The sequence below is a fragment of the Lacisediminimonas profundi genome (assembly GCF_008831265.1).
GTDB lineage: Bacteria > Pseudomonadota > Gammaproteobacteria > Burkholderiales > Burkholderiaceae_D > Lacisediminimonas > Lacisediminimonas profundi.
In genome coordinates, this window is the sequence record NZ_VTTH01000005.1 from 292,130 (window position 1) to 309,814 (window position 17,685).

The window sequence follows — 17,685 nt, forward strand, 5'->3', positions numbered from 1 at the left end:
GCCACGGATTGCAAAAATAATTGTTATGAACTATAACCATATCAATCAATGCCCCGGCCAGAGACAGGAAGAAGACCCATGAAGATAGCCATTGCGGGCGCCGGCATCGGCGGCCTTGCCCTTGCGCTGATGCTGCACAAGCGCGGAATTGAAGTCGAGATCTGGGAATCAGTGGAGCAGATCCGTGCGCTGGGGGTCGGCATCAACCTGCTGCCGCACGCGACGCGCGAAATTACCGAACTCGGCCTGCAGGACACGCTGGCTGAAATCGGCGTCCAGACTTCCACCCTCGCGTACTACAACAAATTCGGCCAGCAGATCTGGAGCGAGGCACGCGGCCTGGCGGCAGGCTATGAATGGCCGCAGTTCTCGATCCATCGCGGCGCGCTGCAGATGGCGCTGCTGCACGCCGCCGGCGAGCGCATTGGCCATGACCGCATCCACCTGGGTCATGCGATCGAATCCTTCGCGCAGGAGGCGAATGGCGTCACGCTCAAGCTGCGCCGGCGCAGCGATGAACAACTGGTGGAAAGCCGCGCCGATGTGCTGGTGGGCGCGGACGGCATTCATTCATGCGTTCGGCGCTGCCTGCACCCGGTGGGCGACGAGCCACGTTATTCCGGCCGCATGCTGTGGCGCGCCATCACCGAGGGCTCGCCCTTTGCCGATGGCAAGACCATGTTCATGGCCGGCCACCAGGACCAGAAATTTGTCTGCTATCCGATTTCCGAACCGCTGCGGCGGCAGGGCCGCTCGCTGCTGAACTGGATCGCCGAACTGCGCGTCGGCGACGGCGCGCTGCCCGCCACCGACTGGAACCGGAAAGTCGACAAGTCGGTATTCGCCGACCGCTTCGCCGACTGGAAATGGGACTGGATCGATATTCCCTCCGTGATCGACCGGGCTGAGGCGATTTACGAATTTCCGCTGGTCGACCGCGACCCGCTGCCGCGCTGGACCGTCGGCCGCGTCACGCTGCTGGGCGATGCCGCGCACCCGATGTATCCGATCGGCTCGAACGGCAGCGCCCAGGCCATACTCGACGCGCGCTACCTCGCCGACTGCCTGGAAGAAGCTGCGCTCCAGCGCAGCGACATCGGCTATGCACTGAAGGAATACGAGGCCGAGCGGCTGCCACGCACTGCCGCAATCGTATTGCGCAACCGGATGAACGGACCGGAACAGGTCATGCAAATGGCCGAGCAACGCGCGCCGAACGGCTTCACCAACATTGAACAAGTCATCCCGCTGGCCGAGCGCGAAGCGATTTCATTGCGCTACAAGCGGCTGGCCGGCTTCGACAAGCAGTCATTGCAGGGAACCAAGCCATGAGCACGGAGGCGATCTGGAAGACGCCGATGACGCTGGAGGCCCTGCGCGACATGCACCGTGACACCGCCGAGAGCCACCTCGGCATCGAGTTCACCGCGATCGGGCCGGACTGGCTGTCGGCGCGCATGCCGGTGGACCGCCGCACCATCCAGCCATTCCGCTTGCTGCACGGCGGCGCCTCGGTGCTGCTGGCCGAGGCGCTCGGCAGTTGCGCGGCCAACATGTGCGTCGACCAGCGCAGCGAATTCTGCGTCGGCCTGGATATCAACGCCAACCATGTGCGCGCCGTGCGCAGCGGCTGGGTCACCGGCACCGCACGGCCGCTGCACGTGGGCAAGAGCACCCAGGTGTGGGAGATCCGGATCGTCGACCAATCCGAGCGCCTTGTGTGCGCGTCGCGCCTGACCATCGCGGTACAACGCAAGCCGGGGATCAATGCGTAGCGATCGCACTGCCGGGCGCCGCGTCCGCGAGTCGCCTGAAGGCCTGCCCGGGACGCACGTAGCGGGAATTCGCTACGGCGTGCTCGACCAGCTGATCGGCTATCCGGTACGGCGCGCGCAGTTGCTGGTCTATGACGACTTCATCCGCTCGCTGGCGGAGTGGGGAATGACGCCATCGCGCTTCTCCGCGCTGGTGATCATCGCCAATAATCCCGGATTGAAGCTGACCGAGCTCGCCGCGATCCTGGCGATTGCGCGCTCGGGCTCGGTGCTGTTGATCAATACGCTGGAAGGCGCCAGCCTGGTAGAGCGTCGTGCGTCCCCTACCGACAAGCGAGCCTGGGGCCTGTACCTGACCGCCAACGGCAGCAAGATCCTGGACCAGGTCACTGCCGCCGTGGCGGAACACGACGCGCGCTTGTCCTCGGTGCTGTCGGCGCCGGAACGCGCCACGCTGATGACGCTGCTGCGCAAGCTGGCCCGCATCGACATCACCCCGCCCGCCGCCGGAAACCAGCAGGAATGACAGCAGAAAGCACAGCAAGACAGCAGCACCGCCGCAGCAAGCAAGGCCTGACAAGGAATCAGCACCAGAAAACTTGCCGTACCCCATCCACAAGAGGAGACAAAAAATGAACACCACCCGCAACAAGATTGCCGCTGCCCTGATTTGCCTTGGCGCCGGCGCCGCCCTGCCCGCCCTGGCTGACATCAATGTCGGCATAACGGTATCCGCCACCGGCCCGGCGGCTTCGCTTGGCATCCCTGAGCGCAATACGGTAGCGCTGCTGCCGACCACGATTGCCGGTGAAAAGATCAATTACATCGTGCTGGACGACGCCACCAATCCGACCGAAGCCAACAAGAACGCGCGCAAGTTTGCCACTGAAAACAAGGCAGACATTTTCTTCGGATCGTCCGCAGTACCAACTGCGCTGGCAGTCGCAGAAGTGGCGGCAGAAACGAAGACGGTGCAGATCGCGCTGGCCCCGGTGGAAATTACCGACGCCAAGAAAGCGTGGGTATTCAGCGCGCCGCAACACAATGCGCTGATGGCGCATGCGCTGGCAGAGCACATGAAGGCCAATGGCGTGAAATCGCTCGGCTTCATCGGCTATGCCGATGGTTACGGCGAAGGCTGGCTGCGCGAAATGACCAAGGCGGCTGAAGCTGCCGGCATCAGGATGAGCGGGGTCGAGCGCTACAACCGCACCGACACCAGCGTCACCGGCCAGGTAGTCAAGCTGGCGTCCGCCAATCCGGACGCGGTGCTGATCGCCGGATCCGGCACCCCTGCCGCCCTGCCGCAGACCGCGCTGGTCGACCGCGGCTACAAAGGCAAGCTCTATCAAACCCACGGTGCAGCCAACAAGGAATTCATCCGTGTCGGCGGCAAGGCCGTAGAGGGCGCGGTGCTGCCGGTCGGTCCGGTGGTCGTGGCCAGCCAGCTCCCGGACAGCCATCCTTCGAAAAAAATCGGCATCGAATATACGCGGATGTATGAAGAGAAGAATGGCGCCGGCAGCGTGTCCTCATTCGGCGCGCACATGATCGACGCTTACCGCATTTTTGCGGCGGCCGTTCCCGAAGCGCTGAAGAAAGGCAAGCCGGGCACACCCGAGTTCCGCCAGGCGCTGCGCGACGTGATCGAAACCCAGAAGGAAGTGGTGGGCGCGCATGGGGTGTTCAACATGACGCCCGCCAATCATTACGGACATGATGCCCGCGCGCGGGTGCTGGTGAAGATAGAGAACGGGAACTGGAAGTTGATCCGGTAACTTGTTGCTGTCGGTGGATCGCGCCTGGCTGCGAGCGGGGATGTGATCCACCGATCCCCATCCTGGATCAAGTAGCTCCCTGAGCGATGCCTCCAGGCTGCGGCGAGCTTGATCGATATGCGGAGCCCATGTCATGAACGCACCACTGCGCAACCCCACCCAACTGTTTGCCGCCCCCCTCGTCACGCTCGAAAAGCGCGACGACGGCACCATGCTGCTGCGCTCACCGGTCGAGCTGGGCCGCTACCGCCGCTGCCTCGGCGAGGACCTGGAGCACTGGGCGCGTGAAGCGCCGGACCGTCAATTCCTGCTGGAGCGCAATGCAAGCGGCGCATGGCATGGCGTGACCTGGTCACAGGCGCTGGACAAGGTCAGGCGCATTGCCGCCAGCCTGCTGGCGCTGCGGCTTCCAGCCGGCCAGCCGGTCGTGGTGCTGTCGGACAATAGCATCGAACACGCGTTGCTGATGCTGGCCTGCATGCATGTTGGCATTCCGTATGCCGCGATCTCACCCGCGTATTCGCTGATGTCGCAGGACCATGCGAAGCTCAAGAGCCTGATCCGCCGGCTGCAACCCGGCGTGATCTACACCGCGACCGCGCCACGCTTTGCGCCGGCGCTGGCCGCAATCGAAGGCATCCATCAGGCGCGACTGGTGGTGGCCGACGGCAGCGAGTTGCCGCCCGGTGCGCAGCCATTCTCGTCGCTGGTTCAAGCGCACAACCAGGCAGCGGTGGACGCCGCGTTCCATGCAGTCGGGCCTGACACTGTTGCCAAGATACTGTTCACATCAGGCTCGATCGCCGAACCCAAGGGCGTGATAAACACCCAGCGCATGCTGTGCTCGTCGCAGCAGGCCAGGCTGCAGGTGTGGCCCTTCCTGGCGCAGACGCCGCCGGTGATTGTCGACTGGCTGCCTTGGAACCACACCTTCGGCGCCAACCACAATTTCAACCTGGTGTTGCGGCATGGCGGCACGCTCTACATCGATTCCGGCAAGCCGATGCCGGGCCTGTTCGACGCCAGCATTGCCAACTTGCGCGAAATCGCGCCGACGATATATTTCAATGTCCCCCGCGGCTTCGACATGCTGGTCTCTGCGCTGCGCGCGGACCCTGCGCTGCGCCGCAATTTCTTTTCCCGGCTGCAGGTGATGTTCTATGCCGGATCGGCCTTGCCGCAGCATTTGTGGGAAGCCTTGATCGAGTTGTCGCAGCAGGAAACCGGACAGCCGATTGCGATGGTGACCGCCTGGGGCTCGACCGAGACCTCGCCGCTGGCGGCCGACTGTCACTTCCAGGCCACGCGCTCTGGCGTAATCGGCCTGCCAGTACCCGGCACCGATCTGAAACTGGTGCCGACCGCCGGCAAGCTGGAAATCCGCGTGCGCGGCCCGAACGTGATGCCGGGTTACCTGAACCAGCCCGAGCTGACAGCCAAGGCATTCGACGAGGAAGGTTTTTACCGCATTGGCGACGCGGTCCGCTTCGTCGACCCGGGACGGCCCGAAGCAGGCCTGGTGTTCGATGGCCGGGTTGCCGAAGACTTCAAGCTGTCGAGCGGCACCTGGGTCAATGTCGGCGCGGTGCGCATCAAGGGCGTCGAAATGCTGGCGCCGCTTGCGCAGGACATCGTGGTGACCGGGCATGACCGCGACAGCATCGGTTTCCTGCTGTTTCCGAACATGGTCCCGTGCCGGCAACTGGCAGGACTGGCGGCAGATGCGCCGGTCGCTGATGTGCTTGCGCATCCGGCGGTGCGCAGCCGCTTGAAACAGGGACTGCAGGCACTGAAGCAGGCGGGGGGCGGGAGTTCGACCTATGCGACGCGGGCGCTGCTGATGGCCGAGCCGCCAGCGGTGGATGCGGGCGAGATTACGGACAAGGGCTATATCAACCAGAGCGCGGTGCTGGCGCGGCGCGCCGGCCTGGTGGACTTATTGAACGCGGGTGGAGTGGATGTGATTGACTTGATGTGATGTGAGCTTGCGTTGACCCCATTCCCGCCCGCGCTCCCCTGGAAGCTGTGCATGACCCATAACCGTGGCTGAGCGGTTTTGTGGATTTGTGGTTTTGTGGTTTTGTGGTTTTGTGGCTCTCTGGCTTGCGGTTGGTGTGGCTGGGTTTGATGGTTGTCGTTGTGAAGCCGGGAGACACCCCGGCGGGTGTGTTCCTTTCTTTTTAAAAAGAAAGGAACCAAAGAAAACACCGTCAAAACCCACTTGGCCAACGGGGGGGCCGAACGCCAACCAGACGCGGATGTCTGGGCTAATCCAGTGCGACGTTCGCGAGAGATGATCCCTCGACTGTGTGCCGCTTACCTAATCAGCCAACCCCATGAAGTGTCTTATACCGATGCCCAGCGCACCGTTGACTCTTAAATTTTTTCGAAGCTACAAACCGGCGACGGAGGGGATCAGTTCAGGAACGGCAGAACGGCAGAAGATCCCCTGAGATCCCCTGAGATCCCCACTCCCGCTGACAATCGGACCTCCAGCGCCAATTAGCGGCTTCGAAAATAATTAGGAGTCAACGAGCGGTAGTGTGCGGTCGGCGGCATTGAAGCGGGTTGGCTGATCCCGGTCAGAGGCGAACGTGTGGCAGGACCTTCCTCGCGAACGGCGCACTGGTTCGGCCCAGGCGAACGAGTCTGGTTGGCTATCGAGGCGGGCGTTGGCCAAGTGGGTTTTGACGGTGTTTTCTTTGGTTCCTTTCTTTTTAAAAAGAAAGGAACACACCCGCCGGGGTGTCTCCCGGCTTAACAACGACAAACATCAAACCCAGCCATACGACCCGCAAGCCAAAGAGCCACAAAACCACAAAACCAAAATCAGAACCGCAACGGCTTCACCTTCCAGATATCGTGCGCATAATCCGCAATCGTCCGATCCGACGAAAACGGCCCCATCCCTGACACATTCAGCAGCGCCTTCTTGTTCCACATCAGCTGATTGCGGTACAACTCATCGGCCTGCTCCTGCGCCTTCACATAGCGCGCATAGTCCGCCAGCAACAGGTAATGATCGCCAAATTTCACCAGGGTATCGAAGATCGCCTGGAACCTTCCCCTGTCGTCCGGTGAGAAAAATCCGTCACGAATCTGGTCCAGTGCCCTTTTCAGTTCCGGATTGCTTTCATAGATCTGGCGCGGCTGGTAGCCGTGCGCGCGGATGTCCTGCACCTGTGGCGTGGTGTTGCCGAAGATGAAAATGTTATCCGCGCCGACCTGCTCCAGTATCTCGACATTGGCGCCGTCCAGCGTGCCCATCGTCAGCGCGCCGTTCAGCGAAAGTTTCATGTTGCCAGTGCCCGAAGCCTCGGTGCCGGCCAGTGAAATCTGCTCCGATAAATTTGCCGCCGGTATGATCAGTTCCGCCAGGCTGACGCTGTAGTTCGGCACGAACACCACCTTCAGGCGGCCCGCCACCAAGGGGTCATTGTTGACCCGGACGCCGACGTCGTTGATCAGCTTGATGATCAACTTGGCCATGTGGTAAGCCGACGCCGCCTTGCCGGCAAAGATCACCGTGCGCGGCACATGATCAGCGTCCGGATTGGCTACGATGCGGTTGTACAGCGTGATCACGTGCAGCGCGTTCAACAACTGCCGTTTGTATTCATGGATGCGCTTGACCTGCACGTCGAACATCGACAGCGGATCCAGTTCCAGGCCCATGTTGGCCTGCACCCAGTCGGCCAGCCGTTGCTTGTTCTGCTGCTTGGACTGCGCGAAGCGCTGCAGGAAGTCGTCATCCTCCACATAGGCCTTCAGCGCGCCCAGTTGATTCAGGTCGCGCCGCCAGTCCGGCCCGATGCGCTCGTCGATCAGTGCCGCCAGCGACGGATTGGCCTGCGCCAGCCAGCGGCGCGGCGTGATGCCGTTGGTCTTGTTGTTGAAGCGCTGCGGAAACACCCGCGCCAGGTCGGCAAAGATCGACTGCTTCATCAGGTCCGAATGGAGCCGGGAGACGCCGTTGATCTTGTGGCTGACCACCACCGCAAGGTAGGCCATGCGCACCCGGCGCTCGCCGCTCTCGTCGATCAGCGACAGCCGCCGCATCAGGTCGATGTCCGATCCGAAGGTTTCGGTGACACTGGCCAGGAAAGCGGCATTGATGTCGAAAATGATCTGCAGGTGGCGCGGCAGCACCCGTCCCAGCATGTCGACCGGCCAGGTTTCCAGCGCCTCGTGCATCAGGGTGTGGTTGGTGTATGAAAAAATCTGCTGCGCCATGCGCCAGGCCTGGTCCCACGGCAGCTCGTGCTCATCCATCAGCAGGCGCAGCATTTCCGGTACTGCCAGCACCGGATGGGTGTCGTTCAGGTGGATGGCGATGCAGTCGCCCAGCGTGGAAAGGTCGGCGTGCTTGTGCAGATGCCGGTGCAGCATGTCCTGCAGGCTGGCCGAGACGAAAAAATATTCCTGCCGCAGCCGCAACTCACGGCCCGACAAGGTCGAGTCGTCCGGATACAGGACCCGCGACACATTTTCGGAATGGTTCTTTTCCTCGACAGCGCCGAAATAATTGCCCTGGTTGAAGGCCGACAGGTTGATTTCGGTGGTGGCGCGGGCCGACCACAGGCGCAGCGTATTGGTGGCCTCGGTCGCATAGCCCGGAATGATGGTGTCGTAGGCCGTGGCCAGCACGTCCTGCGTGCCGACCCAGCGCACCTGCTCGCCGTCCATCTCGGTATGGCCACCGTAGCGCACGCGGTACTGCACTTCGGGCCGGTGGAATTCCCATGGATTGCCGTCCTTGAGCCAGTAATCCGGACTCTCGACCTGGCTGCCGTCGATGATCTGCTGGCGAAACATGCCATAGTCGTAGCGGATCCCGTAGCCCATGCCGGCGATGCCCAGGGTCGCCATCGAATCGAGGAAACAGGCGGCCAGCCGGCCAAGGCCGCCGTTGCCGAGCGCGGCATCCGGTTCCTTGGCGGCGATTTCCTCGATATCCACGCCCAGCGCGGCCAGCGCGTCCTTGACCTGCGGGTAGACGCCCAGCGCCAGCGCCGCATTGGTGAAGGTGCGGCCGATCAGGAATTCCATCGACAGGTAGTACACGCGCTTGGCGTCCTGCTCGTAGGCGGTGCGCGTGGTCTTCATCCAGCGTTCCACCAGCCGGTCGCGCACCGCCAGTTCGGTCGCCTGCAACCAGTCCTGCGCGCTGGCAACGTACGGGTCCTTGCCGATTGCATAGACCAGTTTGTCCGCGATCGATTTCTTCAGCGCCGCAGTGTCGTTGGCGTAATGCTCGAAGTTGAATTCAGTGGGTTTCATTGCCGGCTTTCTGTGCGTTCTTTTGTCGTTCATGGCTTCGCCACCTCCTGGTAGAGCGGCAGCATTCTTGCTGCCGCATCGTCCCAACTGAAACGCGCCCGCATCGCATTGCGCTGGGCCTGCTGCCATTGCAAAGGCGTGCGGAAAAGTTCGAATGCCCGCTCCACTGCACGGGCAAATGCCGGCTCGCTGAATTCGTCGAATACGAAGCCAGTGCCGCTGCGGTCGGCAACCGTCGCCGGCGTGCAGTCGATCACGGAATCCGCCAGTCCGCCAACCCGGCGCACCAGCGGCAGCGTGCCGTAGGCCAGCCCGTACAACTGGGTCAGCCCGCAGGGCTCGAACCGGGACGGCACGGTGATGATGTCCGCTCCGGCCACGATCTCGTGCGAGCGCGGCTCATGGTAACCAATTTCGACCGACACGGACTCCGGAAAGCGCTGGGCGGCCACCCGGAAAGCCTCTTCCAACCAGTGGTCGCCGGTGCCCAGCAATACCACCTGGCCACCGCGCGCGACGATATCCGGCAGCGCGCCCAGCAGCAGGTGCAGGCCTTTTTGCTCGGTCAGCCGGCTGACCACGCCGAAAATTGGCGCCTCGTCCTGCTCACGCAGTCCGGCCATGCGCTGCAGCGCGCGCCGGCATTCTTTCTTCCCGCGTAGCCTCCTGGCGTCGTAGCGCACCGGGATCAACGGGTCGAGCGCCGGATTCCAGACTTCGTAGTCGACGCCATTCAATATGCCCACCAGGTCGGCCGCACGGCTTTGCAGCAAGCCTTCCAGGCCACAACCCTGCTCCGGCGACTGGATTTCGCGCGCATAGGCGGGACTGACCGTGGTCAGCTTGTCGGCAAAGAACAAGCCGGCCTTCAGGAACGACACCCGGCCGTAATACTCCAGCCCGTGCATCTGGAAATAATCGCCGGGCAGCTCCAGTTCCGGCAACACATGCGCATCGAACAAGCCCTGGTAGGCAAGATTGTGCACCGTCAGCACGCTGCCCGCGGCGCGCCGTCCATTGGCGCGCTCCCATGCTTTCAGGTACGCAGGCGCCAGGCCTGCATGCCAATCATGGCCATGCACGACCTGTGCCTGCCAATCAGGATCGAGCCCGACCGCGAGATCGGCCGCGATCCACGCCAGCAAGCCGAAGCGCCGGTGGTTGTCGGCATAGGCATGGTTATCGGCGTCGTTATAGGGATTGCCCGCTCGCGCATACAGCTCCGGCGCATCGATCACATAGGCCGACACGCCGCTGGGCAACTGCCCCAGCAACAAGCGCACCCGCGCTGCACCGAAACGATGCGACAGCGTGGCTATTTCGCGGGTCGGTCCGATGCCGGCAAGCATGGCGGGAAAGCCGGGCAGCACCAGGCGCACGTCGCACCCGGCGCGCGCCAGGGCTGGCGGCAGTGCGCCAGTCACATCGGCCAGGCCGCCGGTCTTGAGCAGCGGAAAAACCTCGCTGCAGGCATGCAATACGCGCATCAAGCCCTCGCCAGCCTCTCCAGCATGTCAGCGGTAACCAGCACCACGCCGCTTTCGGTCCGGTAAAAGCGCGCGGCGTCCGCTTCGGCATCCTCGCCGATCACGGTGCCGTCCGGAATCGCGCAGCCGCGATCGACCACAACCCGTTGCAGCCGGCAGTTCTTGCCGATCACGGACTGCGGCAGGATCACCGTCTGCACGATCTTGCAGTAGGAATGAATGCGCACGTTCGAGAAAATGACAGCCTGCGTTATGTCGCAGCCGGCCACGATGCAGCCGCCGGAGATCAGCGTGTTGGCGAGCTTGCCGTGCATGCCGCTCTCGTCCGGCACGAACTTGGCCGGCGGCAGTTGTTCCTGGTAGGTCCAGATCGGCCAGTCGCGGTCGTACAGGTTCAGTTCCGGCATGTTGGACGCCAGGTCGAGGTTGGCTGCCCAGAACGCGTCCACCGTTCCGACATCGCGCCAGTAGGGTGCCACCCCCGGCTTGCGCGGCACCGCCGACATCGACAATGGATGGGCCAGCGCATTGCCTTCCCTGACCACGCGCGGAATCACGTCCTTGCCGAAGTCATGGCTGGAATGTTCGTCCGCCAGGTCCTCTTCCAGCAACTGGAACAGGTAGTTCGCATTGAACACGTAAATGCCCATGCTGCCCAGCGAGGTGTCGGGCTTGCCGGGCATGGCCGGCGGATCGGCCGGCTTTTCGAGGAAATCGACGATGCGGCGCTGCTCGTCGATCGCCATCACGCCGAGCGCGCTCGCTTCATGGCGCGGCACTTCGATGCAGCCCACGGTGCAGCCGCGGCCGTTCTCGACATGGTCGAGCAGCATCAGCGAATAGTCCATCTTGTAGATATGGTCGCCGGCCAGCACCAGGATGTATTCCGGGTTGTAGGATTTCAGGATATCGATGTTCTGGTACACCGCATCGGCGGTTCCGCGATACCAGTACGATTCGTTGACGCGTTGCTGTGCCGGCAGCAGGTCGATGAATTCGTTGGCTTCGCCGCGCAGGAAATTCCAGCCGCGCTGAAGATGGCGCAGCAGCGAATGCGACTTGTACTGGGTCGCCACGCCGATCCTGCGGATGCCGGAGTTGATGCAGTTGGACAGCACGAAATCGATGATGCGAAATTTTCCGCCGAAAAATACGCCCGGCTTGGCGCGTTTGTCGGTCAGGTCCATCAGCCGCGATCCGCGCCCGCCGGCCAGCACCAGCGCCACCGTTCGCTTGGGTAGCTGGCGCCCCAGTATCAGCCGGTCGGTGTCATCGATTTGGTGATCCATGCTTCTGGTCCTTTGCTTTTTCTGTTGTCTATTGTCGGGAGATCTACATGATGTCAGGCATTGTGCCGCTTGACATCAATATGCCTGAATTCGACATGCTTGAATTCGACATGCTTACCGCCAGCACCACCGCCCGCGCCGGAACGCTGGCCTCGCCGGCCAGCAGGCGGACCTGCGGCTCGCCGGCGTCGGCGCTGCTCAGCTGCCATTGCCACTCGCCGTCGGGCAGCAGGAACCGGCGCCCCGCGGAGGCCCGGTTCACCAGCAGCAGGCAGCTGCGGCCATGCTGTTCGTCGAGCCGGATTGCCATCGCCGTCTCACGCTCCCACTGTGCTGGCTGCAAGGGCTCGCCCTCGGTGGACAGCCAGGCGATATCGACCGCGCGCCCCGAATCTTCCTCGTGCCAGGCATCGTGCCGCAGGGCTGGCAGCGCAGCCCGCAAGCGGATCAGGCGCGCGACATAGTCGAGCAGGCCGGTGTCGGCGTGCTGCCAGTCGAGCCAGGTGGTGTCATTGTCCTGGCAATAGGCATTGTTGTTGCCGCGCTGGCTGTGCCCGATCTCATCGCCGGCCAGCAGCATCGGGGTTCCTTGCGAGAACAGCAGCGTGGCCAGCAGGGCGCGCTTGAGATCGCCACGCAGGCGCATGACTTCGGGGTCCGTACTCACGCCCTCGACGCCGCAGTTCCAGCTGAGGTTGTGGCCATGGCCGTCGCGGTTGCCCTCGCCGTTGGCCTGGTTGTGCTTGTAGTCGTGACTGACCAGGTCGTGCAGGGTAAAACCGTCGTGCGAGGTAATGTAATTGACCGAGGACAGCGGCGACCGGTGCTCATGCCGGAACAGGTCGCTGGAGGCAGCGAAGCGCCGTGCATAGTCGCCGGGCCTGCCCTCGCCGCGCACCCAGAAGCGCCGCATGTCGTCACGATAGCGGTCATTCCATTCCATCCAGCCGGGCGGAAACCGGCCAAGCTGGTAGCCGCCCGGCCCGATATCCCAAGGCTCTGCGATCAGCTTGACGCGCGACAGCACCGGGTCTTGCGCCACCGCGGCCAGGAAGGCGCTGTGCGGCTGGAATCCATGCGCATCGCGCGCCAGCACCGTCGCCAGGTCGAACCGGAAACCGTCCACATGCATCTGCTGCACCCAGTAGCGCAGCGAATCCATCACCAGTTGCAGCACGCGCGGCCGGGAAAGGTCCAGCATGTTGCCGCAACCGGTCCAGTTTTCGTAACGGGCCGGATTGTCGGGGTCGAGCCGGTAGTACAGCGCATTGTCGATGCCGCGCAGCGAGAGCGTCGGGCCCAGCTCGTCGGTCTCGGCGGTGTGGTTGTAGACCACGTCGAGAATGACTTCGATACCGCGCGCGTGCAGCGCGGCCACCATGCCGCGGAACTCGCTTGCGGGCGAACTTCCTGTGCGCCCGGACCAGTAACGCGGCTCCGCCGCGAAGAAACCGATGCTGTTGTAGCCCCAGTAATTGGACAGGCCCATCTTCTGCAGCCGTGCTTCGTCAGCGCGGGCATGCACCGGCAGCAGGTTCACCGCGGTCACCCCCAGCTTGCACAGATGGTCCAGCACCGCCGGGTGGGCAAATCCCGCATAGGTGCCGCGCAAGGCCTCGGGCACTGCCGGGTGCAGCCGGGTCATGCCCTTCACATGCGCTTCGTACAGCACGGTATTGGCGAGCGGCGTGCGCGGCGGGTGATGCTGGCGCTCGCCATTATCATCATCGACCACGCGTGCTTTCAGCGCGATCGGTCCGGTGTCGTCCGGACTGTCGCCGCCGAATTCATCCTGGCCCCGGTAAACGCCAAGGATTTCACGCGCATAGGGGTCGAGCAGCAGCTTGGCCGGATTGAAGCGATGGCCGCGCTCCGGCGCATGTTCACCATGAACACGATAGCCATAGATCGTCCCTGGCCCGGCTCCCGCCAGATAGCCGTGCCAGACGCCGTTTTCACAGCCTGCCATGCGATGACGGGCGGTCTCGTGGCCTGCCTCGTCGAACAGGCATAGCACGACGTCCTGCGCATGCGGCGCCACCAGCGCGAAGTTGGTGCCGAGACGATCCGCCACCGCCCCGAGGGCGCTGGTGGTGCCCGCGCTCAGCCGCTTGTTCATGCTGCCACTCATCCCTGGGCTTCCTCCCGCGCCAGCAGCAGGCATGCCAGCGGCGGCAGTGTCAGCGACAGCGCGTTGTGGCGTCCATGCACCTGCTGCTGGATCGTGTGCAGCATGCCATTGCCGAGGCCGCTGCCGCCATAGACGGTATTGTCGGTATTGATGAGCTCGCGGTAGGCGCCGGGCCGGGACACGCCGACCAGGTAGCCATGGCGCGGTACGGGGGTGAAATTGCAGGCCACGAGCACCTCGCCGCCCTCGCCGTCATGACGGGCAAAGGCCAGCACGGAATTCTCGCGATCATCGGCCACCAGCCATTCGAAACCGGTCGGATTGAAATCGATCCTGTGCAGCGGCGGAAAATCACGCAGCACCTGGTTCAGGTCGCGCACCAGCCGCTGCATGCCCTGGTGCAGGGGCGACTCGAGCAGATGCCAGTCAAGGCTGCGGTCCGCATTCCATTCGCCAACCTGGCCGAACTCGCCCCCCATGAACAGCAACTTCTTGCCGGGATGGCCCCACATGAATCCGAAATAGGCGCGCAGGTTGGCGAAGCGCTGCCACTCGTCGCCCGGCATGCGCGACAGCAGCGAACCCTTGCCATGCACCACTTCGTCATGCGACAGCGGCAGCACGAAGTTTTCGCTGAACGCGTACATCGAACCAAAGGTCATCTGGTCGTGATGGTGACGGCGGTGCACCGGGTCGGTCTGCATGTAACGCAGCGTGTCGTTCATCCAGCCCATGTTCCACTTGTAGGCGAAGCCCAGGCCGCCCTGCTCGACCGCATGCGACACGCCGGGGAAGCTGGTCGATTCTTCGGCCATGGTCACCGCCTCGCTGCGCTCGCGCGCGATGACCTGGTTGGCCTGGCGCAGGAAAGCAATCGCTTCCAGGTTCTCGCGCCCACCGTAACGGTTCGGCACCCATTCGCCATCGGCACGGCTGTAGTCGCGATAAAGCATGGACGCCACCGCATCCACCCGCAGGCCGTCGATGCCGAAACGCTCGATCCAGTAGAACGCATTGCCGACCAGGAAATTGCGCACCTCGTTGCGGCCGTAGTTATAGATCAGCGTGTTCCAGTCCTGGTGGAAGCCTTCGCGCGGATCGGCATGCTCGTACAAGTGAGTGCCATCGAAACGGGCCAGCCCGTGGGGATCGTCCGGAAAATGGCCCGGCACCCAGTCGATCAACACGCCTATGCCTTCCTCATGCGCATGGGCCACCAGTTCTGAAAACTCCTCCGGCGTGCCGAAGCGGGCGGTCGGCGCGTACAGCCCGGTCGGCTGGTAACCCCAGGAGCCATCGAACGGATGCTCATGCACCGGCATCAGTTCGATATGGGTGAAACCCATATCCCTGGCGTAGGCGACCAGCTGCTGCGCCATTTCATGGTAGCTGAGCCAGCCGTTCTCCGCATTGCGCCGCCATGAGCCGGGGTGCACCTCGTAGATGCTGATCGGCGCGGCATGGGCGTTGGCCCGCCGCCGCTGTTCGGTCGGCGCAACCCAGGCTGGCAGGCGCTGCACCACCGACGCCGTGCGCGGTCGCAACTCGGCCCGGAACGCGTACGGGTCCGCTTTCACCAGCAGGGCGCCATCCTGCGCCCGGATTTCGTATTTGTAGAGGTCGCCCGATGCTGCGTGCGGCACGAAGATTTCCCACACACCGCACTCGCGGCGCAGGCGCAGCATGTGCCTGCGACCATCCCAATTGTTGAAGCTGCCGATCACCGACACCTGTTTCGCGTTCGGTGCCCACACTGCAAAGCGCACGCCCCAGACCTCGTCAACCTGCACCGGATGCGCGCCCAGGAACTCGTAGGGACGCTGATGATTGCCCTCGGCGAACAACCACATGTCCATTTCGCGCAGCAGCGGCGGGAAGCGGTACGGATCGTCCAGCAGCTGACGGTGCGTGCCCCAGTCCACCTGCAGGCGGTAGGAAAAGCGCTCATGCCGATCCGGCACAAGGCCTTCGAACACGTCGCTGCCGTCGTGGCGCGACAGCGTCGCCAGGGAACACCCGCTGCCGGACTCGATCAATTCGACGCCGACGGCGCCGGGCAGCAGCACGCGCACCAGCACCTGGTGCTGCACCACGTGCATGCCGAGTACGGCCCATGGATCGGCATGACTACCGCCCATCAGGGCATCGATGGTTACGCGATCAAGCATGGTCATCCCTGTCGCAGTTTGCCGAAAAAGCCGTCGTAACGGCCCAGCAGGAGCTTGCCATCTCCCTGCAATTCACCAGCCAGGCCGTGGCCGGCAACGGCGCTGAATCCGGTGACGCCGGCCGGCACCCGGACCCTCACCGGCTTGGGTCCCAGATTGAACGCGGCCAGTATTTCCTCCCCGTCCAGCGTGCGCCGGAACATCAACACCGGTTCCGGCGCGTCCAGGAACTGGATGTCGCCGCTCACCAGCGGCGCCTGCGATCGGCGCCAGAGCGTGAAATTGCGGAAGAAGTTCAGCACCGACCCAGGGTCGGCCTGTTGCCCGGAAACCGATAGCGTCAAATGCTCGGCCGGCACCGGCAGCCACGGCTTCTCAGGCGAGAATCCGCCATGCTCGTCCTCCGCGCTCCAGGGCATCGGGGTGCGGCAGCCATCCCGGCCCTTGAACTCCGGCCAGAAATTGATGCCGTACGGGTCGCGCAGCGATTCGAACGGAATGTCGGCTTCGGTCAGGCCCAGCTCCTCGCCCTGGTAGATGCAGGCGCTGCCGCGCAGGCTGCACACCATGGCGAGCAGGGTCTTGGCCAGTTGCCGGTCGCCATGCTCCTTGCCCCACCGGCTCAGCACCCGGGCCACGTCATGGTTGGACAGCGACCAGCAGCCCCAGCCGCCGGTCTTCTTGATGCGCCACTCCAGTTCCTCGACCTCGGCGCGGATGTGGGCGGCAGAAAACTCCGGCGTCAGCAGGTTGAAGCTGTAGGCCATGTGCAGCTTGTCGCCGTCGCCGGTATAGGCGGCCATCAGCGTCAGCGCATCCTCGTCCCCGACCTCGCCCAGGCTGACTGCGCCGCATTCGTCCAGCACGCGACGCAAGTCGCGCAGGAAGCCAATGTTCTCGGGCTGGTTCTTGTCGTACACGTGGCGCTGCATGCTGTACGGGTTGTCGGCGCGCACGCTGGCCACGCGTGCCGCGGCGGCCGCCGGCGGATTGTCGCGCAACTGGCGGTCGTGGAAGTGGAAATTGGACGCATCGAAACGGAAACCGTCGACGCCGTGCCGGCACCAGAAACGAACATCGTCCAGCACCTGGCTGCGCACCGCCGGATGATGGAAGTTCAGGTCGGGCTGGGAGGACAGGAAATTGTGCAGGTAGTACTGTCGCCGGCGCGCGTCCCACTGCCACGCCGTGCCGCCGAACACGGATTGCCAGTTGTTTGGCGGTGTGCCGTCGGGCTTCGGATCGGCCCAGACGTACCAGTCGGCTTTCGGGTTGTCGTGGCTGCTGCGGCTCTCGACGAACCACGGATGCTGGTCGGACGTATGCGATATCACCTGGTCGATGATGATGCGCAAACCCAGCTCGTGCGCGCGCTCCAGCAGTCGCAGGAAGTCGTCGAGGGTACCGAACAGCGGGTCGACATCGCGATAGTCCTGGACGTCGTAGCCGTAGTCCTTCATCGGCGAGCGAAAGAACGGCGAAACCCAGATTGCATCCACGCCGAGACTGGCAATGTAGTCGAGACGGGCAACGAGCCCGGGCAGGTCACCGACGCCATCGCCGTCACTGTCCTGGAAGCTGCGCGGATAGACTTGATAAATAAGGGCACCGCGCCACCAGTCCTTGCGAGCCGGCGCGGAATCGGACCTGTTTTGCATATGAACCTTCAATCTGTGTAGGACGGCATCTTTACGATCCACGAACTGACCGGCCAGGTCGTCATGTTGACAGAAATCAACATGATCAAGACCTTTCCAGGTGGTTGCGCTATCGAACT

General features: G+C 63.4%; 11 protein-coding genes. 5 read left to right on the top strand and 6 right to left on the bottom strand.

Features of this window, described 5'->3' with window-relative positions:
• Positions 1-78: 78 nt before the first annotated feature.
• The 5 genes from FVE66_RS15880 to FVE66_RS15900 all read left to right on the top strand — a co-directional run bounded on the left by FVE66_RS15880 (position 79) and on the right by FVE66_RS15900 (position 5,531).
• Positions 79-1,332 carry a flavin-dependent oxidoreductase gene (locus FVE66_RS15880; protein WP_151448423.1) on the top strand — a complete coding sequence of 418 codons (1,254 nt, stop codon included), beginning with the start codon at positions 79-81 and terminating at the stop codon, positions 1,330-1,332.
• Positions 1,329-1,775: a hotdog fold thioesterase gene (locus FVE66_RS15885; RefSeq protein WP_151448424.1), complete on the top strand. Its 447-nt coding sequence runs from the start codon at positions 1,329-1,331 to the stop codon at positions 1,773-1,775. The genes FVE66_RS15880 and FVE66_RS15885 overlap by 4 nt, the downstream gene beginning before the upstream one ends.
• Positions 1,768-2,301, top strand: coding sequence for a MarR family winged helix-turn-helix transcriptional regulator (locus FVE66_RS15890; protein ID WP_151448425.1), 534 nt, complete (start codon positions 1,768-1,770; stop codon positions 2,299-2,301). Before FVE66_RS15885 ends, FVE66_RS15890 begins: the two co-directional genes overlap by 8 nt.
• A gap of 106 nt (positions 2,302-2,407) precedes the next feature.
• A complete protein-coding gene (locus FVE66_RS15895) occupies positions 2,408-3,553 on the top strand; it encodes an ABC transporter substrate-binding protein (RefSeq protein ID WP_151448426.1) in 1,146 nt (381 codons plus the stop codon).
• Between the two features lie 133 nt (positions 3,554-3,686).
• Positions 3,687-5,531, top strand: coding sequence for a feruloyl-CoA synthase (locus FVE66_RS15900; RefSeq protein WP_151448427.1), 1,845 nt, complete (start codon positions 3,687-3,689; stop codon positions 5,529-5,531).
• A gap of 851 nt (positions 5,532-6,382) precedes the next feature.
• Here the strand turns inward: FVE66_RS15900 and FVE66_RS15905 are convergent.
• The 6 genes from FVE66_RS15905 to FVE66_RS15930 are packed head-to-tail and all read right to left on the bottom strand — an operon-like array spanning position 6,383 to position 17,566.
• The gene (locus tag FVE66_RS15905) at positions 6,383-8,833 is read right to left on the bottom strand and encodes a glycogen/starch/alpha-glucan phosphorylase (protein WP_151448428.1); all 2,451 of its coding nucleotides are present in this window, start codon (positions 8,831-8,833) and stop codon (positions 6,383-6,385) included.
• Between the two features lie 29 nt (positions 8,834-8,862).
• A complete protein-coding gene (glgA, locus tag FVE66_RS15910; RefSeq protein WP_151448535.1) occupies positions 8,863-10,320 on the bottom strand; it encodes a glycogen synthase GlgA in 1,458 nt (485 codons plus the stop codon).
• The gene (gene glgC / locus FVE66_RS15915) at positions 10,320-11,609 is read right to left on the bottom strand and encodes a glucose-1-phosphate adenylyltransferase (protein WP_151448429.1); all 1,290 of its coding nucleotides are present in this window, start codon (positions 11,607-11,609) and stop codon (positions 10,320-10,322) included. The genes glgA and glgC overlap by 1 nt, the downstream gene beginning before the upstream one ends.
• Positions 11,610-11,652: 43 nt before the next feature.
• Positions 11,653-13,740 carry a glycogen debranching protein GlgX gene (gene glgX, locus FVE66_RS15920; RefSeq protein WP_241673245.1) on the bottom strand — a complete coding sequence of 696 codons (2,088 nt, stop codon included), beginning with the start codon at positions 13,738-13,740 and terminating at the stop codon, positions 11,653-11,655.
• On the bottom strand, positions 13,737-15,908 hold the full coding sequence (glgB, locus tag FVE66_RS15925) for a 1,4-alpha-glucan branching protein GlgB (RefSeq protein WP_151448430.1): 2,172 nt from the start codon (positions 15,906-15,908) through the stop codon (positions 13,737-13,739). The genes glgX and glgB overlap by 4 nt, the downstream gene beginning before the upstream one ends.
• A gap of 2 nt (positions 15,909-15,910) precedes the next feature.
• A complete protein-coding gene (locus FVE66_RS15930) occupies positions 15,911-17,566 on the bottom strand; it encodes an alpha-glucosidase (RefSeq protein WP_151448431.1) in 1,656 nt (551 codons plus the stop codon).
• Positions 17,567-17,685 lie beyond the last annotated feature (119 nt).